General features: G+C 47.8%; 19 protein-coding genes. All 19 read right to left on the reverse strand.

The window, feature by feature from the left end:
* Nucleotides 1-71: 71 nt before the first annotated feature.
* The 19 genes from VP98_RS06675 to murJ all read right to left on the reverse strand — a co-directional run bounded on the left by VP98_RS06675 (nucleotide 72) and on the right by murJ (nucleotide 22812).
* Nucleotides 72-1022: a U32 family peptidase gene (locus VP98_RS06675; RefSeq protein ID WP_046174697.1), complete on the reverse strand. Its 951-nt coding sequence runs from the start codon at nucleotides 1020-1022 to the stop codon at nucleotides 72-74.
* A complete protein-coding gene (locus VP98_RS06680; protein ID WP_046174547.1) occupies nucleotides 1022-1930 on the reverse strand; it encodes a dihydrodipicolinate synthase family protein in 909 nt (302 codons plus the stop codon). The genes VP98_RS06675 and VP98_RS06680 overlap by 1 nt, the downstream gene beginning before the upstream one ends.
* Nucleotides 1931-1976: 46 nt before the next feature.
* Nucleotides 1977-3443: an alpha-ketoglutaric semialdehyde dehydrogenase GucD gene (gene gucD, locus VP98_RS06685; RefSeq protein WP_046174548.1), complete on the reverse strand. Its 1467-nt coding sequence runs from the start codon at nucleotides 3441-3443 to the stop codon at nucleotides 1977-1979.
* A 77-nt stretch (nucleotides 3444-3520) separates the two neighbouring features.
* Nucleotides 3521-4411: a fumarylacetoacetate hydrolase family protein gene (locus VP98_RS06690; RefSeq protein ID WP_046174549.1), complete on the reverse strand. Its 891-nt coding sequence runs from the start codon at nucleotides 4409-4411 to the stop codon at nucleotides 3521-3523.
* Between the two features lie 33 nt (nucleotides 4412-4444).
* On the reverse strand, nucleotides 4445-5212 hold the full coding sequence (locus VP98_RS06695) for an IclR family transcriptional regulator (RefSeq protein ID WP_046174550.1): 768 nt from the start codon (nucleotides 5210-5212) through the stop codon (nucleotides 4445-4447).
* A 61-nt stretch (nucleotides 5213-5273) separates the two neighbouring features.
* Nucleotides 5274-7478, reverse strand: coding sequence for a dihydroxy-acid dehydratase domain-containing protein (locus VP98_RS06700; protein WP_046174551.1), 2205 nt, complete (start codon nucleotides 7476-7478; stop codon nucleotides 5274-5276).
* Between the two features lie 457 nt (nucleotides 7479-7935).
* Nucleotides 7936-9009 (reverse strand): Gfo/Idh/MocA family protein, encoded by a 1074-nt coding sequence (locus VP98_RS06705; RefSeq protein ID WP_046174552.1) that lies wholly within the window; start codon nucleotides 9007-9009, stop codon nucleotides 7936-7938.
* Entirely contained in the window at nucleotides 9010-10140 is a 1131-nt protein-coding gene (locus tag VP98_RS06710; RefSeq protein WP_046174553.1) for a Gfo/Idh/MocA family protein, read from the reverse strand.
* Nucleotides 10137-11006, reverse strand: coding sequence for an AraC family transcriptional regulator (locus VP98_RS06715; protein WP_046174554.1), 870 nt, complete (start codon nucleotides 11004-11006; stop codon nucleotides 10137-10139). Before VP98_RS06715 ends, VP98_RS06710 begins: the two co-directional genes overlap by 4 nt.
* An 88-nt stretch (nucleotides 11007-11094) precedes the next feature.
* Nucleotides 11095-11331, reverse strand: coding sequence for a hypothetical protein (locus VP98_RS06720; RefSeq protein ID WP_046174555.1), 237 nt, complete (start codon nucleotides 11329-11331; stop codon nucleotides 11095-11097).
* Nucleotides 11332-11346: 15 nt separating this feature from the next.
* Nucleotides 11347-12081, reverse strand: coding sequence for a response regulator transcription factor (locus tag VP98_RS06725; protein WP_046174556.1), 735 nt, complete (start codon nucleotides 12079-12081; stop codon nucleotides 11347-11349).
* Complete coding sequence (locus tag VP98_RS06730; protein ID WP_046174557.1) at nucleotides 12078-13919, reverse strand: cache domain-containing sensor histidine kinase; 1842 nt, start codon at nucleotides 13917-13919, stop codon at nucleotides 12078-12080. The genes VP98_RS06725 and VP98_RS06730 overlap by 4 nt, the downstream gene beginning before the upstream one ends.
* 102 nt (nucleotides 13920-14021) lie before the next feature.
* Entirely contained in the window at nucleotides 14022-15032 is a 1011-nt protein-coding gene (locus VP98_RS06735) for a TRAP transporter substrate-binding protein (protein WP_046174558.1), read from the reverse strand.
* Between the two features lie 38 nt (nucleotides 15033-15070).
* Nucleotides 15071-16366, reverse strand: coding sequence for a TRAP transporter large permease (locus tag VP98_RS06740; RefSeq protein ID WP_046174559.1), 1296 nt, complete (start codon nucleotides 16364-16366; stop codon nucleotides 15071-15073).
* 1 nt (nucleotide 16367) lies between these two features.
* On the reverse strand, nucleotides 16368-16865 hold the full coding sequence (locus VP98_RS06745; RefSeq protein WP_046174560.1) for a TRAP transporter small permease: 498 nt from the start codon (nucleotides 16863-16865) through the stop codon (nucleotides 16368-16370).
* A gap of 289 nt (nucleotides 16866-17154) precedes the next feature.
* Complete coding sequence (locus VP98_RS06750; protein ID WP_046174561.1) at nucleotides 17155-18084, reverse strand: nuclease-related domain-containing protein; 930 nt, start codon at nucleotides 18082-18084, stop codon at nucleotides 17155-17157.
* A gap of 253 nt (nucleotides 18085-18337) precedes the next feature.
* Nucleotides 18338-19753: an NADP-dependent phosphogluconate dehydrogenase gene (gene gndA, locus VP98_RS06755; protein ID WP_046174698.1), complete on the reverse strand. Its 1416-nt coding sequence runs from the start codon at nucleotides 19751-19753 to the stop codon at nucleotides 18338-18340.
* Nucleotides 19754-19804: 51 nt separating this feature from the next.
* Nucleotides 19805-21295 carry a hypothetical protein gene (locus tag VP98_RS06760; RefSeq protein ID WP_046174562.1) on the reverse strand — a complete coding sequence of 497 codons (1491 nt, stop codon included), beginning with the start codon at nucleotides 21293-21295 and terminating at the stop codon, nucleotides 19805-19807.
* On the reverse strand, nucleotides 21292-22812 hold the full coding sequence (gene murJ, locus VP98_RS06765; RefSeq protein WP_197076565.1) for a murein biosynthesis integral membrane protein MurJ: 1521 nt from the start codon (nucleotides 22810-22812) through the stop codon (nucleotides 21292-21294). Before murJ ends, VP98_RS06760 begins: the two co-directional genes overlap by 4 nt.
* Nucleotides 22813-23139: the final 327 nt, after the last annotated feature.

Genomic DNA, 23139 nt, shown 5'->3' on the forward strand with positions numbered 1-23139 from the left:
CATCCTCATATGTTATTGCGCCATAAATTCCGGGAAATGCGCCGAGCCTGGAGACAGAGCTTGCCTTTTCTTTACTCGACAGGCGCCCCCTTGGTAATTTTTGCAATGCCAAGCCCCGGTGCACCCGGTTCTGACGTTTTGGCCTCCGGGCAGTACCGTTCAATCATTCCAATGCCGATGGAAGCACGGCGCACACGCTCCTGTGTCAGGGAAATATTTGTGCTTTCCCACTGTTTTCCTGACGGATACACATCCGGATGGTTGCGGAGCCCGAATTTAATGTAAACCGGCGCGAGCACCCGGATGATTTCTGGAATTTCGTAGTAGCGGAGAAAACCGCCAAAGTTGTCCGGCACTTCCACATACAGGTCAATCGGAATATCAATCGCCTGGCGGATTGCTGCGAGCTTCGAGAGCGTCAGGCCGGTCGGCACGTTATATGTATCTGCCCCGATATCCTGCATCAGCCTGACAGATACAGGATTGGCCGCTCCCATCTGTACCGATACTTTGACCACAAAATCCTCCGGCAGCTGTCCCTGTTTTTTCATTTCCCTGGTGAGCAGCAGCAGCCCTTCGTCTGCCACAAGAGCTCCCCGAAGACCGAGTGCCGCTCCCCGTTTTAAATCTTCCATGGCGTAGACAAGCTGGTCGGCGCCTTCGTGGCGGAGCGCCTGCGATTTGCCGGCAGCGGTGAGCGGACCCGCACTGATGTCCCATGTGCCGCGCGGACCGACAAACAAGCTTAATTCCATTCCGCGTTCTGCGGTGAGCTCGCACATTTCCTTGATTTCTTCATCCGTCTGCAGCATAATGCCGCTTCCCTGCGAAATGCGGTGAACCGTGAGGCCAAGCCGGTCTATTTCCGCCAGTGTCGCTTTTAACGCTTCCGGGCCTTCTACACTCGGAAGCTCAATCCGGTACTGCGCTCCATCCGGAAACCGTTTCTCAGATGACGGCAGCTCGCCGGGATCCGCTGAAGGATAGCCCAGTTTTTCTAAAAACTTGCGTGTTTCCTTCATCATTCAACACCTTCCTTCTCGCTTATCGTTTGCAGGAGGCCGGCTACTTTTTCTGATAAATCAGCCAGATAAACATCAAAAGGGGCACGATGGCCGGCGGGCTCAGAAAGCCAGCGCTGGTGAACCGCTTCTTTCATCGCCGTGAAAAATGCCGGTCCGAATGAATAAATGTCCATTAATTTCGACAGCCGCCGGTGCTGCAGCTCTGCTTCATGCAGCTCTCCCCGCTGGTACGCGTTGAACAGCGCCACGGAAACCTCCGGGATAAAAACAGCGGTTCCATTAATACTGCCGTCTGCTCCGATCATTTGAGCCGGAAGCAGATGATCATCAAAAGCAGAGAAAACCAGAAAGTCAGGACGAACCTTTTTAACAGAAGCGATAACCTGCCGAATATGGCCGAAATCACCGATTGTCTCCTTAACACCGGCAATATTCGGGTGATTCTCTGCAAGCTTTTGAATCAGCTCGACCGACAGCGTTTGTCCGGTCAGCATTGGGATATTGTATAGAAACACCGGCAGGCTCGTTTCAGAGGCCAGAATGGAATAAAACCGGTACAGCTGCTCCTCCGAAAGCTCCCAGTAATAGGGACTGACGGCCAGAACTCCATCTGCTCCATGCTCCCCGGCGTAATGGGTGAGTTCAATCACTTCTTTTAACGCCGAATGCCCGACTCCAACCATTACCGGCACACGGCCGTTAATATGCTTGATCATCTCGCGCACATACAGCTTTCTCTCTTCAACTGTAAGAGAGGAAAATTCTCCGGAGCTTCCCATCAGCAGAAGTCCGTCCACCCTGCGTGAAAGAAGCTCATCTATATACCGCTTGTTTAATGCCAAGTCCAGGTTTCCCGCTTCGTCAAACAGTGTAACAACCGGCGGGATTACTCCGCGAAAGCTCATGCTGCTTCCTCCTTTCCCGTTGCCGTTCTGCCGTGAAAGTGATTGATCAGCCTTTAATAAATACGGTTTTAATCGCAGTAAAGAATTCCTTGGCCGCTTCACCCTGTTCACGTGACCCGGTGCTTGAGGCTTTCATGCCGCCAAACGGAGCCTGCAGCTCTACCCCCGCGCTTTCCGCGTTAATCCGGACAAGCCCTGCTTCAATCTCATCCACAAATTCAAGCAGCGAGCTGATATTGGAAGTAAAGATGGATGCGCTCAGGCCGTATTTTGTATCGTTGGCAATACGGATCGCTTCTTCAAGGTCAGCAGCTTTAATAAGCGCAACAACCGGCCCGAAAATTTCTTCCTGTGCGATGGCCATATCCGGTGTGACATTTTCAAAAATGGCCGGTGTTACGTAAAAGCCGTTGTCATAGTCTCCGCCCGTAAGCACTTCGCCTCCGTGAATTAATTCGGCGCCTTCCTGCCGGCCTTGTTCAATGTATTTTGTTACGGTGTTAAACTGGCTTTCACTGGCACACGGCCCCATCCAAATCCCTTCCTGCAGCCCGTTTCCGACGGTAATATTACGGGCGGCTGCCACAAGCTTTTCTTTAAATTCCCCGTATACTGGATCTTCCACAATAACGCGGCTTGATGCTGTGCACTTTTGGCCAGAAGATCGGAAGCCGCCGCTGATAACCGCTTCGACTGCCTGGTCAATGTCCGCATCCTTTGTCACGATAACCGGGTTTTTGCCGCCCATTTCAAGCTGGAATTTAATGCCCCGCGCGGCTGCTGATTTTGCGACTTCCTGCCCGACTCCTTCTGATCCGGTAAACGTGATCGCGTTCAACAGAGGATGGTCAATCAAGCCCTGGCCGATCACCGAGCCGGAGCCGGTAACGAAGTTCAGCACCCCTTCAGGAAAACCCGCTTCTGCAAAGCACTCGATGACCTTTGCCGCCGTAACAGCCCCTTCTGTTGCCGGCTTTAATACGACCGTATTTCCGTAAACGAGAGCCGGAGCGATTTTCCAGATCGGAATCGCCACCGGGAAGTTCCACGGTGTAATAACTCCTACCACGCCAAGCGGCGCACGTTTTGTAAACATAAGCGCATCTTTATCGGAGGACGGAATCACATCGCCTTCCCTGCGCATTCCTTCGCCTGCATAATAGCGCAGAATCGCCACGCCGCGCGCTGTTTCTCCTTTTGCTTCCGGAAGGGTTTTGCCCATTTCACGCGTCATTGTTTCCGCGATATGGTCGAGGTTTTCCTCCAGAATATTGGCGGCTTTAAATAAAAACTGCCCGCGCGCTGCCTGCCCGATCCGGCGCCATTTCTTTTTCGCATTGTGTGCTGCTTCTACCGCTTTATTCAAGTCTTCTTCTGTCGATTTCTGGACGAGGCCGACCACTTCTTTTGTTGCCGGATTTATACTTTCAATCGTTTCACTCGAAGAGCCTGCTGCCCATTCGTTATTAATAAAGTTCTGGTAGGTTTTGATTTCAAATGCTGTTGCTGTCATTGTAAAATCTCCTTTTTTATTAATTTGAGATGGCTTGACTGCAAATTTGCAGCTAAAGTGGATTGGCTGGCTTCTTTTTAATTTACTTGAACCGCTGTTTCACTTTGCTTCACCGGGTTGTTTAAAATGCCGATTCCCGGAATTTCAATTTCAATCCGGTCCTGATCCTGCAGGGTAAATTCGTTTGGCGGTACAATGCATGTGCCGGTTAAAAGAACGGTGCCGTCAAAAATTTGATTATCGCGCACTAAATAATGAACAAGCTCATCGAGTGTCCGCTTAAGCTGATTCACATGTGCCGAGCCTTCAAATACTTTTTGATTATTGCGGTAAATGCGGCAGATAATCTGCAGTTCATATGGATCTGCCACGGCTTCTTTTAACAAAACAGCCGGTCCGATTGAGCAGGAATTTTTCCATACCTTTGCCTGCGGAAGATAAAGCGGATTTTCCCCCTCAATATCCCGGCAGCTCATGTCGTTGCCAATTGTGTAGCCGAGCACCTCTCCTTCTCTGTCAATCACAAGGCCAAGCTCCGGCTCCGGTATTTGCCAGTTTGAATCAGAGCGCAGGTAAACCGGATCATTCGGCCCGACTGTCCGGGCAGCCGTTGATTTAAAAAAGATTTCCGGCCGCTCTGCGTCATATACTTTGTCATAAAATGTTTCGCGGTCAAGCTTGCCTTGAGTGGCTTCGTAATTCCGTGCTTCCTTGCTTTTTTTGTACGTAACACCCGCTGCCCACACTTCCGGCGCATCAATTGGTGTTGTCAGCATGAGCGAATCAATCGGCTTGCCTGCTGTTTTCGACGCTTCTTGTTCGACAATATCAAACACTGTTCTGTTATTTGAACGTGCGGCAGCCACGAGCGATATAAAATCCGCATATGGCAAATCTACCGCCCGGTTTTCTTTGGTGACCGCAGCCAGCTGCTTGTCGGTTCCGTTTATGTATCGAATAATTCTCATTGTCATGTCCTCCCGGTTGATGCGGGGCATCATTTATACTTTTTGGTATTCATAGCCAAGCTCCTGCGAAATTTTTGCTGTGCATTCTTTCAGCATTTCTGTATATTTCTGCAGTGTTTCTTCGTTCATTTTCGAAGACGGCATGGACATGGAGATGGCGGCAATGGCTTTTCCCGAGTAATCTTTAATCGGAACGGCCATACAGAAAATTCCCGGCTCATTCTCTTCATTGTCTACAGAGTAGCCGTTGATTCTGACCTGCTCAATGACAGCCAGAAACTCTTCTTTCGACCGGATCGATTTTTCTGTCGGCCTGGTATACTGGTAGCCTTCAAGCAGCCTGTTCAGTTCTTCATCTGACTTTGTGGCCACCAGTGATTTTCCTACAGCACTTGTATGAAGCGGCACTCTCCGGCCGACTCTGGAATACACAACCGTTACGCCGCTGCCTTCTACCTTATCAATATAAACGCCTTCCTGCCCATCGAGTATAACTAAATGAAGGGTCAGGTTTGTTGTTGAGGAAAGCTTTTCAAGATGCTTTCTGGCAACATTTCGCAAGTCCAGATGACCCGCTGCCATACTGCCTCTTTCAAAAAGTTTTAGCCCCAATGAATATTTTCCTGTATCTGCATCCTGTTTAATATAACGCTGCACCTGCAGTGTTTTCAGCAATGAATGGACCGTGCTTTTATGCAGATTCATTCGTTTGCTTATCTCTGTAATTGTTAACTCGCGGTCACGCTCGTCAAATAAATCCAGTATTTTCAATGCTCGTTCCACTGATTGGATAATTGGCATGCTGTTCACTCCCGTTGTCATTTGCTTTAGTTTACCGAATTTTTGACGAGCCCGCACACAATTATTGCACCGGGATATTTTTATTAGACAGTATAATATCCTTCTCATAATCAAGTATTGCGTCTTCGACTATGGCAATGGGCACTACTCCATTTGCGGCGTCGGTGTGGCCAAACATCCGGTTGCTCGCCGCCACCATTTTCTGACGGATTTTCATCCGCTGCTTTCTTTCTGCCGCCAAGCTCATTCGCTCCTGCCTTACTTCTTCTTCAAATGAATGAACAACTTCACCCGCCCGGAGCTTGTCCGCCTGAACAAAATCAATGCGTTTTGCCCGGAGCTGCAGATGAATCACATCACCTGTCCGCAAAAGACCGATTCCGCCGCCTTCATAGGCTTCCGGTGTCATATGGCCAATCGCTGCTCCATACGTTACACCTGAATAACGGCCGTCACTGATGATTGTGGCCAGCTTTTTCATAACACGGTTTGCGTTGATATGCTGCATCGGTGTAAACATTTCCGGCATTCCAAAGGCCACTGGCCCCTGCCCGGCAATGATGACACCGATTTTTAAAATCCCTTCCGCCGCCATATAGTCAAACAGCTCGTTGTATGGCCTGTCCTGATGCTGTTGCCAGTTCTCTTTGCTGTTGTACTTCAAGGAAGCAATCAGCAGGTCATGAGCAAATAGCTGTTGATCGCGGATGGTGGATAAAAGCTCTGAATCAAGCAGGCTTTTATTCGCATCATCCTCGTTTTCATAATAGAGCACAAAGGCGAGCTTATCATCAAACAAGTCGAGCTGGGGCGTCGGCATGCCGCTGATTTTCACAACCGCGCTTTCAAAAAAGTTGCCTTTTAATACGTCCACTCCACTGAAGCTGCGGCGCGGCGCACTTAAAATAACCGGATTTTCTTTTACATTTGCCGCCTGCAGGCTGCGGGTAATCATCAGCCGCTCCCGCCATGTTTTGGCGGCGACAGTCGGTGCATCCTGATCCATCGGCACACCATGTTCAAGCAGTTCATAAAACAGCGTTTCCATTCCCCGGCTTGTCCCGCTGCAGCACTGCATGGCGAGTGAATAAATGTCCCGTCCTTCCGTCAGGCTGTAATCGAACAAGTCCGGCACCGGGTGATCGTGGTGAATCCGGTTTAAATCCCAGAGATTGAACTTATAGCCTGCATACAGCATACCTGCGACCATGTGCATCATTAAATTGGTTGAACCGCCGGATGCGCTGTGAATGCGGATCGCATTTTTAATGTTGGCACCAACTATATTGGCTGCGCCGTATTCTTCTTTATTTATCATGTAAGCAAAGCTGTCGAGCACCGAGTTGATCTGGCGCTGCGTTGGCGGATCGGTTAACAACTCCACCGCCGGGTGAACAAGACCCATGCCGGCTACCAGATGCCTTGAGCTGTTGCCTGTTCCATTAAAGGCACACACCCCTCCCTGCCCGTCGCATGTCGCCACTGCCAGCCGCATTTCAAAGTATTTATGCTGCTCCTTCGTTAAAATGCCTCGTTCATGAGCCCGCTCGAACACACCCTGAAAAGCAGTATTGGATGAGCATTGCAGAATATAGGCCATTGTATCGCGCAAATCGAGTGCAACATCCGCCGCTCCCTCTGTCTCCGCTTTTTTCGCTAAATCTTCAAGCTCTGTTATTACATCATCCGGAATAGAGCCTCCTTCTAACACATGAGCCGGCGCAAAGGTAGCGAAAAATGGGGCTTCCCCGCGTTCACGGCGGACACGGTCAACATGGGCCAGCGCACTCACCACTCCAAGAGGCTGCTTGTCGCATCCCTGGATAACAAACGCGCCATGATAGCTGTGGGCTTCAAGCTGATTCACAACCATCTGGGCAACCGCGTTCCTGCTTTGAAGAGAGTAGCTCATCCCTTGATTGCTTTGAGCGGTTCCATCACACATTACCGGCGTTGAAAAATAAAAAGGAACGCCGCCGTTCTGCCAGATGCGGATTGCTGCCCGTGCAGATGTCTGGTAATCCATAATGTGGGCCGGATGATCGGAAGAACCTCCGATAATGGCAATACGCGGTGCGTTTTTTTCCAGACGCATATAAATTTCTTCAAGTGTCCAGTCCGGCTTTCCGCCTTCATACGTAGAACCAAGCACCTGTTTTGACCGGTCAAGCAGCCCGGCCACTGTAATCGGCTCATTGGCTTTTCCCTGAACATTGTCCCGATATGGATTGACGTGATTATCAATTAATGGATATAAGGGTGCCATTACTATTTTCCTTTCTGTTTTAAATTAAAAGCGGCTCCGGGGGCGAAAAAATTTTTAAATTCGGATTTTTTCTGCTTTCTCAACAATAATGTGTGAAATCTGTATTTCAAGGGTACCCACTGATGCTTTTCACTCCACTTTGTTTTATATTATAAAACGAAGTTTTTATTTTCTTTGATAGCATTGATCCAATCTTTATATAATCGCCGTTAGAAGCGCTTACATAAAAGCCAGAGAATAGCTTATAGGATCAATAAACTCAGAAAACATTTGTTTTATAATATAAAACTATGTTTTACATTCCTGAAATTAAATTAATTATAAGTAGAGTTTGCAAAATAAGTCAATGGTTTTTTTACAAGTAAAATAAATCGGCAATGGATTTATTGACTGAATACGCCTATAAAAAGAAGCGCAATTCCGGTGAAATTGCGCTTCTTCTTCGGCTTATTCGCTACTACTCTAACCGGACGGCTTTTTCCTGAGCCAGCAGGCATAATTCGGCTGTTTTGAATACATGTGCCTGGGTCATGGCCTGTTCGGTCCGGTTCAGGCAGTCCAAAATAAGCTCTCCAAAGAAAGGAAAGCCCACTTTCCCCTTCACGTTTTCATGGAAGGTGCCTTCCTTGTTGGACCAGTAGACATGGTCGCCTCTCTCATCGCGGGCAATATCGATGTATTTGCGGATTTCAATATAGCCTTCGGTGCCGAGAATAAAGGTACGCCCGTCGCCCCAGACGCCAAGGCCGTCCGGTGTCAGCCAGTCAACACGGAAGTATTGGGTGGCGCCGTTTGCGCCCACAATCATGCAGTCGCCAAAATCCTCCAGTTCAGGATATTCTTTAACCGTATAGTTGGCGACCTGGCTGCGGACCACCTCGGCTTCGGTATTTCCCGAGAAATATAAATATTGTTCAATTTGATGGCTCCCGATGTCGCACAGGATGCCGCCGTATTTTTCTTTTTGAAAAAACCAGTCCGGCCGCGCCGGCGCATTTAATAAGTGAGGGGCAAAGTTGGATACCTGCAGAACCCGGCCGATGGCTCCCTGCTTGATTAAATCACCGGCGTAAATGGCGCTTTCCACATGGAGACGCTCGGAAAAATACACCATGTACTTTTGGCCGGTGCGCACAGCGGTTTCGCGGGCTTCTTTAAGCTGGGCAAGTGTGGTGAACGGCGTTTTGTCAGTAAAATAGTCTTTGCCGCTTTCCATCACACGGCAGCCCAGGGGACCGCGCTTATTTGGAATGGCGGCGGCTGCAACGAGCTTTACTTCGGGATCTGTCAAAATCTGCTCTTCACTGTCAGCCAGTTTCGCTTCCGGAAAGGCTTCGATAAATTTGGCTGCCCGCTCCGGGTCAGTATCATACACCCATTTGATGACAGCGCCGGCTTCGGTTAGTCCGTTGCACATGCCGTAAATATGGCCGTGGTCAAGAGCCATGGCCGCGATCACAAACTCTCCTTTTTCCACGACCTGGCTTCTTTTTCCTTTAGGCGCATAATTCATACCGTCTTTTGTTGACATTTACAACTGCCTCCTTTGAAAAGAAGAATTCTTTATTTTTTCCTGAAGCTTCTCATAATACAGGTCTTCATCAATCGGCAGCTCAATTCGCTTATCCAGCCATGCGGACAGATATATGGCATTGATGATCATCAGGCTGCTGATGCCCTCTTCACCGGGAGCGGCGAGCGGTGTTCCGTCCAAAACAGCAGCTGCCCAGTTGGCCATAATGCCGTGGTGCTCTGTTGATTGGCCATTGACCGGCACCTCGACCTTCCAGCTTTCCGGCTTTCCAAAAGGAACAGAGCATTCCCGGTTAAATTCGGATTCCGGCTGGCGGAGGCGCCAAAATGAAAGCTCATTGTTTTCCACGACGATTTTGCCCCGATCGCCGGCCACTTCAAACCGGTTTGTGCCGGGGAATTCCGCGACTGATGCAGTAAACAAGCCGTTCGCGCCATTTTTATATTCAACGTAAGCGGTTACTTCATCCTCTACTTCAATTTCACGCTGCCTGCCAAATCCGCAAAATGCCTGAACCGCTGACGGCATCATTCCGGTCATCCATACCCATAAATCAACCTGGTGCAGCGCCTGATTCAACATCACGCCGCCGCCTTCCCCCGCCCAGGTACCACGCCAGTCCTTTGAATCGTAATAGCTTTGCGGCCGGTACCAGCTCGTAATCGTCCAGTTGGTGCGCTTGATTTCCCCGAGTTCGCCGGTTTGGATTAAGTCCCGCACCTTCTGATAAAGAGGATTCATGCGCTGGTTCAGCATTAAGCTGAATACCTTTCCGCTCCGCTCTGCTGCTTCATTCATTTCCCGGACATTTTTTGTAAACACACCGGCCGGTTTTTCGCACAGCACGTGCAGGCCGCGGTTAAACGCCTGAACCGCAAGCTCCGGATGGCTGAAATGCGGGGTAACAATCAATACACCGTCTATATCCGCCCGGTCAAAAAATTCATCTGTTGATAAAAACCCCTGCACATCCGGGCCCAATTGCGTTTTTGCCCACTCGAGCCGTTCAGGTCCCGGGTCGCAGACTGCGGTTAATACGGCACCCTCGATTAATCCGGCTGCCAGTGCCTTGGCATGGCTTGAACCCATATTTCCCAATCCGATTATTCCTATTTTCACCTGCTTCATCCGTTTCGTTCCCTTCCGCTTTGTTTTTGCCGCCGGTATTCGGACGGAGTCATGCCCACTTTTTTCTTAAAAAAACGGCTGAAGTGCGCCGGGCTTTCAAAACCCGCTTCGACCGCTACATTGGTTAACACCTTTTCCGGATTCATTTCCAGCTCATATTTCACCTGGTTCAGCCGGCAGTCCATCACATACTCCATAACGGTTATGCCTGTTACTTCTTTAAAAACGCGTGATAAATAAAATTTGCTGATGGAAAGCGCCGCCGAAATATCATCCAGCGTTACTTTTTGTTTGAAATGCGTTTGAATATAAGCGGCTGTTTTTTCTACATGCAGATCCTTTTCACTTTTTGGCATGACGAGCTTCCCATTTGCTGTTTTGCTCAGCTTGAATACATGTAAAAGAATGGACGCCGCCAGCAGCTTCAGTTCCGCTTCCACTTCACTTTCATTGCTTGTCCGATGATCGGCCGTCAGATGGACAATTTGCTTGATACCGCCGTAGATCGCTTCCCTCTCCGGTCCTTCGCCGCCCCGCAGCAGACTGTTGTTCATTTCTTTAAACGGCGCCAGCCATTCGGACATGCCGAGTGATTCAAGCACCGGTTCAATCCACTGCGGGGAAAAATGAACGATGCTGCGCTCGTAAGGGGTGAACAGGGATGGATTGGCCCGGTGCGCTGTCAGGCCGTCCATAATAATAATGTCGCCCGGCTGCAGGTCGTAAATTGTATTATGAATTAAGTATTTGCAGTCGCCGCTGTGAAAGCAGTAAATCTCATACTGGGCGTGGGTGTGGAGTTCAAAGGAATGCTTTCCTCTGCCCATCGAGCGAAGCCGGTAATTCGCAAACAGCCATTCATTCATCCTTTCCACCTCGGTTTTCTTTTTATTGTATGAAAGATTTGGGCCAAATACATTAACCCGCCATGCTCAATCTGGTTTGTTTTTTGACTCAGCTTGCTCTTTTGAAAGCATTTACTTTATTTATCATATCAATTTCAGTCAATTTGGATATTGTTTTCCGCTGTTCCGGGGCGGTATTTTTTATTTTGGGGCGGTTTCCTGGCTGCTTGGGGCGGTATTTTTTATTTTGGGGCGGTTTCCTGGCTGCTTGGGGCGGTATTTTACTTTTCCGACCCTGGGAATCAAAATGCCGCCCTAAATTTGAGTTTTCCGGCCATAACTGCATAAAAACGCTCCGTTCTTAAGGCAACGGAGCGCATCTGCGAAATTCGGATGGGGTACAGCCGGTTATTTTTTTGAAGTTGTTGCTGAAGTACGCAACGTCTGCGTAGCCGATGTGTTCGGCAATCTCTGACATTCTCAGCGTTGTATGCAGCAGCAGGTGCTTGCCTTCCTCTATGCGCAGCTCTGTTAAATAATCAATAAATTTTTTATTAAGCTGCTGTTTGAAGAGCTGGCTGAGGTAGCTTGAATTTACATGAATTGCTTGAGCAGCGCTGTGCAGTGTGACTTCACTTAAAGGCGTTTTGCGAATATAATCCAAAACCTGCTCAATGGTAGAAGGGACCGCTTCCTTCTCTTTCAAATTGGAAGAAGAACCGGGTGCCTGTTTCTTCAGCCACTTTTCGAGGCTTGCCCGCAGGTCTTCTTCTTCAATGGGCTTAAGGAGATAATCGGTCACCCCGCTTCTAAGCGCCTGCTGGACAAATTGAAATTCATCATGCACGCTGATCACAACCACGTCCTGCGCTTCCTTAAATGTCCCCAGCTCTTTTACAAACGAAAGACCGTCCATTACCGGCATGCGTATATCTGTCAATACAAGATCGGCTTCGTTATGACCGATCCAATTAAGCGCTTCCAATCCATTCCCGCATTCCTGGACTACCTGCACAGGAAGCCCTAGTTTGTTAATGGTCCATTTCAATGCTGTCCGAACCCATTTTTCATCGTCCACCAGCAAAATCCGCTTCACCCGCTCGCCTCCCTTTTCTCCATTTCCATCGGCAGATGCATCATTACTTGAGTGCCGCATCCCGGCTGGCTTTGAACCTTTAAGCTGTACGCTTCTCCGAATAAACAGCTGATTCGCTGATGAACATTCGCAAGGCCGATGTGCTTTCCGTCACTGCTGCAGCTCTTTTCCTTCAGCTTCCGTTCAATTTCGTTTAACATTTCCTCCTGGATTCCTGAGCCGTTATCCGCGATTTGAATGACGCAGGAGGCTGGAGCCAGCTGAAACACGGAGATAGAAATCATTAATTTTCCGGTGCTCTGCCCGAAAGCGTGAACAAAGCAGTTTTCGATAATCGGCTGAAGCGAAAACTTCACAACCCGTGCATTTTCTGCCCAGTATGGGATGTGAAGCTGGTATTCAAAACGGTCGCCAAAACGGAATTTTTGGATTTGCAAATACATCTCGCAAAATTTAATTTCTTCCTGCAGGCTGACTGTTGGCGAGCTGTTTTTCAAATTGTAGCGGAGAAGCTTCCCGAGTGAGTTTGACATGACCGCAATGTCTTCCTGGCTTCCCTCAAGGGCCATTCCTCGAATCGTTTCAAGCGAATTGTACAGAAAATGAGGATTGATTTGAGCCTGCAGCATTTTTAATTCACTTTCTTTTTGCTTTAAAGAAAGCTCGGCTTCGTTCAGCTTTGAAACATACACCTCGTCCAGCAGGGCTGACAGCTTTTCGACAGTTCTGTTAAAGCCGATGGTCAGCTGGCCGATTTCATCCTTCGATTCAACCTCGACCCGGCCATCGAGCCGTCCCACTTCGACTTCTTTCATAAAATGCTGGAGCCGTTTAATCGGACGGACGAGCGCAGCCGCAAATCCGTAGCCGGCGAGATACGCAATACCGAGGGCAATGATGATTGTAAGGAAAATGGTTTTCCTGATCTGGCTGATTCCCATCGTTAAATTATCATATTGAACAGAGGTGAGAAACGTCCAGCCCAAGCTCGGGGAATTAGTATGCGTAATAAAGTCTTTTGTTTCACCCTCCAGCACCATGGAGTCACTTTCCTTCAATTTCAGCTTTGACAGCAGCAGTGAATCCGCATTTTGGCCGAGTCTGGAGTAATCAGGGTGATAAACATAATGCCCTTCTGCATCTAAAATGGAAAAAGAACCGTTCCTGGTGATTGTGACCTTATTGGCAATATCTTCAATACGCCGGAAATTAATATCAATGACAAGCATCCCTGCTGGCTGCAGTGTCCGGGAATTGTACAGCCTGCGCACGAGAGAAATGACCGGCTGCTGTTTATCTCTTGTTGTTAGGGTTCTGCTAACCAGACGGATCATCCCGTTTTGCGGGACAGACTCGTACCAGTATTCGTCTTTCATCTTAAGAGCTGGATAGTAGTTTTGACTGCCCAGTGTGTCAATCACCTTTCCCGAATTCGTCATAATGGTGATATTGGAAATATCGGGCCTTGAATATTCCTGAAGCTCTAAAAAAGCTCGGACTTCACTTTTAAGCGCCTCCTCGTTTCCGCTGTTTGTGTAGTCTGCTTGAATAAAATTGGCGGTTTCAGGAGAATTGGCGATTTTTAAGCTGGTAATTTCAAAATCCTGCAAATAGTATTCGATGTTTGCCTCTGCCTGGTCAATAACCTGCAGGCTGGAGAGCCTGACTTCTTTTTCGATTTCAGCAGCCGAACGCTGGTAAGAGATAATTCCAACCGCGAGAACAGGAAGAATGACCAATAAGCTTGAAAAAACAAACAGCTTGCTCATAAAGGACTGGTCTCTCAGCAAAACAAAGCGGTCTAATAACTCTCTCCATTTTCTTCGTTTTTTCTCCATCGCGGTCCCTCTTTCCGAAGCCGTTCCTGTTTGTTGAATGAGAAAGAACAGAACCCGGCACGCATCCGCATACCAGGCAGTTCCTGTTATCCTATGAAAAACTTAAGGGCGTGCTTCTTCAATCGCATCCATAATATCCTGGTAATCCTTTGAGTATTTTTCCACAACCGGCTTTACCGCATCCTGCAATGGTTTAATATCTTCTACTTCTGTAAAGGTAACTCCTTCCTCCTTCATTTTCTTTTCAGATTGTTCCTCCCACTTCGCCCATTCTTCTTTTTGTGTTTCAACTGAATCAATTGCTGCCTGTTTAATAATTTTTTGATCTTCTTCATTCAATTTACCCCAGATCGTGTCACTCATCAATAGCACTTCCGGTGTCCGCTGATGATGATCTAAAAGAACATGGGGCGCTTCCTGATAATGGTTCGCGGAGTCAAAGCTCGGCAAATTGTTTTCTGCTCCGTCAATCACTCCTGTTTGCAGGGCACTGAATACTTCTCCATATGGCATCGGCGTGGCATTTGCTCCGAGCGCGCTTAAAAAGTCGATGTTGATTTCACTTTGCTGGACACGAATTTTCAGGCCTTTTAAGTCATCCATGCTTTTTAATTCTTTTGATGAGTAAAAGCTGCGTGAGCCGGAATCGTAATAGGCCAGCCCTTTCATTTTGGCCTGATTCAAGCCATCCAGCAGTTCTGTTGCTTTTTCACTTTCAAGAAAGCTCCACATATGCTCATCACTTTCAAATACATAAGGCAATCCAAAAACGGAAAAATCTCCGTTAAATTCAGCGAGCGGGCTGGCGCTGATTCGCGTAAATTCAATCGCTCCGAGCTGCACCTGCTCAAGGACTGCTTTTTCATCCCCTAACTGCCCGGAAGGAAAAACTTCAATTTTGATACGTCCGTCGGTTCTTTCCTCAACCAGCTCGGCAAACTTTTCATCGCCGACAACCGTCGGGTAATCAGCAGGATGAACATCGGCCAGCCGGAAGGTATAGCTTGGCTTTTTCCCTTCACCGGAACCTGTTTCCGTCTCCGCACTGCCCCCGCATCCCGCCAGTATAGCGCTCATAAAAATAGCTGAAGCCAAAAATCCTTTTGCTTTCATGTGTATGTCCCCCTTTTTCATTTTCGTGTTTTCTTCTACTAATCTGCCAGCATCGTTGGAAGCCACATCACCACATCAGGAATATACGTGATGATTAACAGAACGACAATTAACGCATAGAAAAACGGAAGCATGGCTTTTGTTGCCTGCTGGATCGAAACCTTTCCAATGGCAGAGCCGACAAACAAAACGGTTCCAACCGGCGGGGTCAGGAGACCGATTCCGGCATTTAAAATGAGAATAATGCCGAAATGCACCGGGTCCATTCCGAAGTTGGTGACAACCGGCAAAAGAATTGGCGTCATAATTAAAATCATAGGTGCCATATCCATCGGTGCGCCAAGGAGAAGCAGCAGTATATTGATAATTAATAAAATGATGAGCGGATTGTCCGAGATCTGCAGAAACAAATCCGTGACCATTCCCGGAATTTGCAAATACGCTAACGTCCAGCCGAAGGAAGCAGAAGCCGCGATTAGAAAAAAAACCATCGAAACGGTTCTCATTGTCCGTTTCAGGATGTTCCATATGCTTGAGAGTGGCGCTTCTCTGTAAAAGAAGAAAGCCAGAATAAAAGAATAAAGGCATGCCAGCGCTCCCGACTCGGTCGCGGTAAACCAGCCGCTTAAAATACCGCCAAGAATGATCACTGCCGGACTCAACGATAAAAGTCCATGAATTAAAATCCCAGAGATTTCTGATTTCGGCACAGGCTCGGCTTTTCCATATCCCCGTTTTCTGGCAATCAGATAGCTTGTCACCATCAGGGCAGCGAGCATCATTAATCCCGGAACAATTCCCGCCATAAAAAGGCTGGCAATGGAAACGCCGCCGGCTGCCAGGGAATAAAGAACGAGATTATGGCTCGGCGGTACAACAACGCCTTGAATGGCAGAGGCGATGGTGACTCCCACCGCATAATCTGCTTCATAGCCATTTTTTTTCATCATTGGAACCATAACCGACCCAACGGATGAAACGTCAGCGACGGCAGACCCGGAAATGTTTCCGAAAAACAGGGCAGCCACACTGTTTACCATCGCCAGTCCGCCGCGGATTCTGCCGACCATTAAGCCGGCGAACCGGACAATTCGAAGCGCCAGCCCTCCTTCACTCATAATTTGCCCTGTTAAGATGAAGAAAGGAATCGCGAGCAGGGAAAATGAATTCACTCCCTGAACCATTTGCTGCCCGATTACAGGCATTGGCACTCCGAGATAGATGACTGTCATGAGCGCTGAAATAACGAGAGTCAGCGCAATCGGGAAACGAAGCAGGATTAAGCCAACAAAGCTAACCAGCAGAATAATGGTACCGACTGTATTTGTATCCACCCTACAGCTCCTCCTCTATGCCCTGGTGCCGGGTTGTACGGATGTTTATTAATTGCAGCACCGAATAGCCGGCAATCATTATTCCCGTAATCGGCATGGCCAGGTACGTAATGCTGCTCGGCAGTTTTGTGGCAGGCAGTGTGGAATCCATCATCAGAATCGTAAACTCCCACCCTTGAATAACGAGATACAGCCCAAAAGCGAGCGTGCTTATCATAATGACTTTGTCCCATACTTTATTGAATTTTTTTGAAAGAAGATTCGTGAAGGAATCAATCCCCAGATGAATATACTCACGAAATCCAATGGCAATAGACATAAAAGCGAACCAGGCGAGCAGCAGCAGCGTGACTTCCTCCGACCAGAAAAACACAAAGTTAAATAACTTCCGGGTCATAACCTGTGTGGTTACAATGAGGATCAAAGCCACGAGTGATACTAATGTTAATTTTTCAAAAAAAGAGTCAAGGAATAGACCGGCTTTTTTGACCAATTTCATGTTAATCCTCCTTCATTTGAAAGCGCTTTCCTGTTTTTCATTTTATAAATTATTGAAGGATTAAGATATACGTTTTTTTTAGAAGAATTTGTGATTTTTTTATATTTGTGAAAAGGACGGCGCGAATTCCATGACGCCGGGGCGGTATTTTTTCATTTTAAGGCGGTTTTCCGGCTGCCAGGGGCGGTATTTTATTTTTCCGGCCCTAACGATCGAAATACCGCCCCAAATTTCATTTTTCCGCCCATAACCATCTAAATTTTATTGCATCTCGAAATTCAGCCCTGTCTTACTCCCATTTCCATTCTTTCGGCAGCTGATACACTCTTCCCCTGGCTTCTCCTTCTTTTTGGACTGCCCACTTTCCCAATAATTTTTTCACAACGGATGCCGACTCGATTCCGGTAAATGCCCGTATTTGTTTATTTACTGCCGCAGTGCCAAATAGTCTGACGTATTCTTTTAAGGCTGGAATATGCGGAGCTTTTAGAGGAGCGCTGCAGCCGAGGCATATCCATCTTCGCTGCACCCGCTTGACCCGCCAGCACTGGCAGGCTTCGCATTGGATTCCGGTTTGAAGGTGCTCCGGCTGAACATGGAACTTTTTCATAATATCAGGATCATACGGGCGGTGGTGGTGCTGGAGTTTGCTGGCAAGCTGGTGGACTTCCTGGCTGGATAAAAGGATGGGTCTGTCCCGGTGGAATTCGTCTAGTTTAGCGGGGATTTCCTGTGCATACATGATGAGCGATGCATCAAGGGCATCTGGCGGAGTAATTTCTATGCGCACGTTCGGATGGGTAAGAGCGACGGCGGCCATAACGGGGACCCGGTGGCCAAGCCAGGCTTCAAGGCCTTTTTTCTGGCGTATTACCTGGGTAATAGGGTCATCATACATCGTGCTGCCTCTTATAAGCTGTCTGGTAGAACGGTCAAATATGAGGCGGCCGCTGAAATGTTTCGCGTCAATAACAATAATCATCTGTCGAGTAATGACGACGGTGTCCATTTGAAAGTGGGTGTAGCCTGTGGAGTACGGGAGGCGTATGTCATGAAGAACCCTGACTGTGCCTTCTAGTTCAGATAAGTAATACAACAGCTTTCTTTCTCCTTCAAAGCCAGCTTCACAGCGGGCAAGCTCTTCCTTTACTTCTTTTCTCGGTACAATGAGGCGCTTATCAAGTGCCGCCAGCTTTGCATGCAGGATGGATTTTTTCATTGGCTTCTCTCCCTTCCCTCCAAGCATACAAGGTTTTTTCTTAAAAATCCTCGCATTTACAATAATTTTACAAAAAGCGGATCATCCGGGGCGGTATTTTTCATTTTGAGACGGTTTCTTCTGTTCTTCGGGCGGTATATCACTTTTCCGCCCCTGGCCGCTGTCATACCGTCCCAAATCCGGATTTACCGCCCGGGACCGAGACAGCAAAAATCCCGCCGAAGGAAAAGCCCCGGCGGGATCATAAAAAATCTTATTTCATCCACTCAGTGTGGAATGTGCCTTCTTTGTCCACACGTTTGTACGTGTGGGCACCGAAGTAGTCACGCTGCGCCTGGATCAGGTTGGCAGGAAGTGTTTCGGTACGGTAGCTGTCGTAGTAAGCGACGGCGCTTGCAAAGGATGGAACCGGGATGCCTGTTTCCACTGCAAGAGAAACCACTTTCCGAAGCGATGTCTGGTAATTCTGTACGATGTCCTGGAAATATTCGTCCAGCAGCAGGTTTGGAAGCTCTGCATTGCGGTCGAACGCTTCTTTGATTTTCTGTAAGAACTGCGCACGGATAATGCAGCCGCCGCGGAAAATCATCGCGATGTCGCCGTAGCGAAGGTTCCAGTCGTACTCTTCTGAAGCAGCTTTCATCTGCGCAAAGCCCTGTGCGTATGAACAGATTTTGCTCATGTACAGCGCCTGGCGCACGGCTTCGATCAAGTCTTTCTTTTGATCGGCATCCACTTCTTTTGGTGAAGGGCCCGTAAGCTGCTTGCTTGCTGCTACACGCTCGTCTTTTAGCGCAGAGATAAAGCGCGCGAACACAGACTCAGTGATGATTGGAAGCGGAACGCCAAGGTCAAGCGCGTTCTGGCTCGTCCATTTGCCTGTTCCTTTCTGGCCGGCTGCATCAAGGATAACGTCCACAAGCGGCTTGCCTGTTTCGTCATCTTTTTTCGTGAAGATGTCCGCTGTAATTTCGATCAGGTAGCTGTCCAGCTCGCCCTTGTTCCACTCGGCAAATGTCTCAGCCAGTTCTTCTGTTGACAGGCCAACCACATGCTTCAGGATAAAGTATGCTTCTGAGATCAGCTGCATATCGCCGTATTCGATTCCGTTGTGCACCATTTTCACATAATGGCCGGCACCATCTGGACCAATGTACGTTGTACATGCTTCGCCGTCTACTTTCGCTGCGATCGCTTCAAAGATCGGGCGCACAAGTTCAAATGCATCGCGCTGGCCGCCCGGCATAATCGAAGGTCCTTTTAACGCTCCTTCTTCCCCGCCGGATACGCCTGTGCCGACAAAGTTGAAGCCAAGGCCGGCCAGTTCTTTATTGCGGCGTACAGTGTCCTCGAAGAACGTATTTCCGCCGTCAATGATAATATCCCCTTTATCCAGATGAGGCTTCAATGAATCAATCGTTGCATCGGTTGCGGCACCCGCTTTGACCATAAGCAAAATTTTGCGGGGCTTTTCAAGCGAGTCCACAAATTCTTCCACGCTGTAAGCGCCTTTGAAATTTTTCCCTTTTGCTTCTTCCTGTAAGAAAGCCGTTGTTTTGTCCGCTGAACGGTTGAATACCGCGACAGAGTATCCTCTGCTTTCAATGTTAAGCGCCAGGTTTTTGCCCATTACGGCTAACCCGATAACACCAATTTGCTGCTTTGTCATAAACAATTCCATCCTTTCTTTTTTCCCCTTAATTATGCATTATAGCGAAAGTCATTTTGAATTTAAATACTGTTCTTTACTTTCAATCAATTTCTGCAGAACAGGACTCGGACTTCCGCCAAGCTCCTTCCAGCTTTTAGCCCGGTGGCGCAGGCTTTGCAGCACTTTTAAATCATCGCCTTCCCCTGTAAAGGTTCCATCCCAGTGAATTCGGTGCCAGACGTTTCCATTAGGGCGAATCCACTTTTCTCCGGTCGACTTAAGCGCCGCGCGAATATTTTGCGCTGCCTCCAGATATTTTTTCTCTCCGGTTTCCCTGTAAGCCGCTAACAAAAGGCTGGCTTCGCTAAGAGCCTGGTCAAGTGACGAAGAAAGCATGGCTTTTTTTTGCTGCGATGAATAGTAGTCAGCCGGGTAATATCCTTTTTCCGCTGGAACGACATTGCCGATACTAATTAAGTTTAGCAGATAATCACTGTAGCTGGCTAAAACACCGCTTAGCTCCGGCGCGCTTAATTCTTCTCCAATTTGATGGAGATACCGGGCGATGCGTTCATTGTCCCGCATATCAACATATGGAGCCGTTATGCCATACTTGCTCTTTAAGGCCGTGCTCGTCACCTCTGTTTTCCAAACGACGTCATTTCGCGACTGGCGGTACGTCCATAAATTGGCGGCTGACTGTACAGTCAGGTTGTAAAAATAACGGTCTTTATTTTTTATAAACCGGCTGATCGCTTCTGATTCAATCATAGTGGAAAGCTCATAGCCATAGCTATTTTGTGCCACCGGTTCAACTCCAGCAAGCTTTTTAAGCGGGCCATCGACTGTAAACCAGTTATTTACCTCTGCTTCCTGTTCCTGCTGAAAGGTAATCCACTCATTTAAATGATCTGTATCATCAAAAAGCGGTTTTTCCGCTGCCAGAAACCATTGCTCCGCTCTTTGCCCCCGGCCGGCTGCAAGCTCCAGCGAAAGGCTATTTTTTGAAAGTTCAGCTCTATTCGTTTCAGCAATCAGCTCCTGCAATGCACTGATTCTTCCCCTGCCGTATAGTTCAGTCAGCGTTTTCGACACAAAGGTGTGGCTCAGCACAATTTCGTTTACAAATTGATGGTTTTGAGTGAAGCGCAGCAGCCCGACAGGCGGTTTTGTTGTGTCGGCTCCCGGCTCACGCTCAGGAATATTTTTTGTCCAATCAACCAGATAATAATCATCGGCTTCTGGAATAGAAAGAGTTCCTTTTACTTTTCCATTTCCATCAAGCCGAAGCATAACAAATTCGTCCCCGTTGTTCAGTTCACGAACCGTAATGGTGACATCTGCCGCGCCCGCATCAAGCTTGTAAACCGTGTCTTTGTACAGTGAAGCAATTCCTTCGGGGTGCAGTTCTTTTTCCAGCCGAAGCTCTTCTGCCTCTAAGCGAAGCGTCCTGCTGCCAACCGGGATATTGACTTTGTCTTTCTCTGGTTCCGCTCCTTCACTGGCTGCACAGCCTGCTGTTATAATCACCGAGAGAAGAAGAAAAAGAACTTTTTTCACGACAGAGCCCCTTTGTTGCGTTTTAGCAGGCTAAGCAGTGTGCGGAAGCCTTCTTTGTAAAAAAGAAACAAACCGAGCACATACAAAATAACACCTGCCGGGACAAGAATCGCCAGCTGCCAGAGTGAGTACAGCTCCTCTATAAATGGGCGCATAAAATAAAGCGGCACTGACATAAAAGCGGTCACTACTGCGGTCCGGAGAATAAGTCCAATCAGCCGGGCCGGCTCTGATTTGTCAAAGTCTTTGTAAACAAAAATCGTGCAGGTTGTTAAATAATAAAGAGACACAATGGAGGTTGTCAGCGCAAGGCCCGGATATCCCAGCGGCCCAATGAACAGCCAGTTTAACAGGGCGTTTAGTGCAATCGTGACCACACTGATCCGGAAAACGGTTTTTGTTTTCCCCTGTGCGTACAGCGCTTTGGCAACAATATACTGCATGCCCTGTGTAACAATAGTCGGCAAATAATAGACGAGCGCTACATACGTATTATGTGTATCTTCTGCGGTAAACTTCCCCCGCTCAAAAATAAATGACAGTGCTTCTTCACCGACTACCCACAGCCCTGCCGCAATCGGTGCCAGTGTCAGGAGCGAAATCTGCATGCCGCTGAAAAACGTATTTTGAAAACGGCGCCTGTCATTAATTTGCTCCGCCAGCAGAGTGAAAATGATAACGGCAATCGTTGTGGCATAAATCGTGTGCGGAATGGATGAAAGCAGCTGCGCATTGTTTAAGTAGGTGACAGGCCCTTCCTCTCCAAGTCCGGAAGCAAAGCGCTTGTTAACGAATACATTGATCTGCCCAACAACCGAACTCAGAATAGCCGGGGCCAGCAGAACGAGAAAGGAATGCTGAAATTCTTTATCACCCGAGAGAACCGGCTTCCATCGGTAATCGGTTTTAAACAAGTAATAGAACTGCACAAAAATACCGGCAATTGTCCCCGCAATGAATCCGTAAGCAAGACTCGCAATTCCCCACTGCTCCGCAAAAAGCAGTGCAAAGGACACGCCAAAAACTGTTTGCAGCAGTTTGGCAACCTGCGACGGGACAAAAATACGCCGGCCCTGCAAATAGGAATCTAAAATACTCGTTAACGCAATAAATGACATAAATACAAAGAAAAACTGCGTAACGGAAATAGCCGTTTCAGCTGTTGCCTCCTTCATATCTCCATAAATGAGAGGCACAAACCATGGCGCAAAAAAGCAGCCTAAAAACGAAACCAATATAAATAGAAGAAACGTGATATTCATAATTGCACTTGCTGTCCGGTCGGTACGCTCGGGATTGTTTTGCCTGTTTTTTACGTAAAGCGGTAAAAAAACATTATTAAAGCCGCCAGCGATCATGGCAATGACGAGAGTAATAAACGAAAAAGCGAGCAGGTAGCCGTCCGTTTGATGGCTGACGCCAAACTTGTAGGCCAGAATACTTTCCCGGACAAAGCCGGACAACTTTACGATAAGCGCAAAAAGGGCAAGCCAAAGCGCCGTTTTTTTCAAAGACATAATTGTCGTACACCCCAGTTTTCTTTTAATTCCCCTATTTATTTTACCTTATTTGTCTGCTTCTTGCGAGAATCCATCAAAAACCCTGTAAGATAAGCTGACAAAAGCACACATTTCTTTTTTCTTCTGTTCTATAGTAAAGATACATTAAAAATACATCTTCTATTATGAAAGGGGATTTTTTAAATGAACATTTTATCTTTCTTGTATGGAGTCTTAGCCAATGGCGATGCAGATAAACAATTCTCTCATAACCTAACCGATTCGTTCACGGGAATTGAATCATACTGGGTGCCTTCTTCTAAATAACAATGGTCATGAAAAAAC

It is taken from the genome of Domibacillus indicus (assembly GCF_000970685.1).
Lineage (GTDB): Bacteria > Bacillota > Bacilli > Bacillales > Domibacillaceae > Domibacillus > Domibacillus indicus.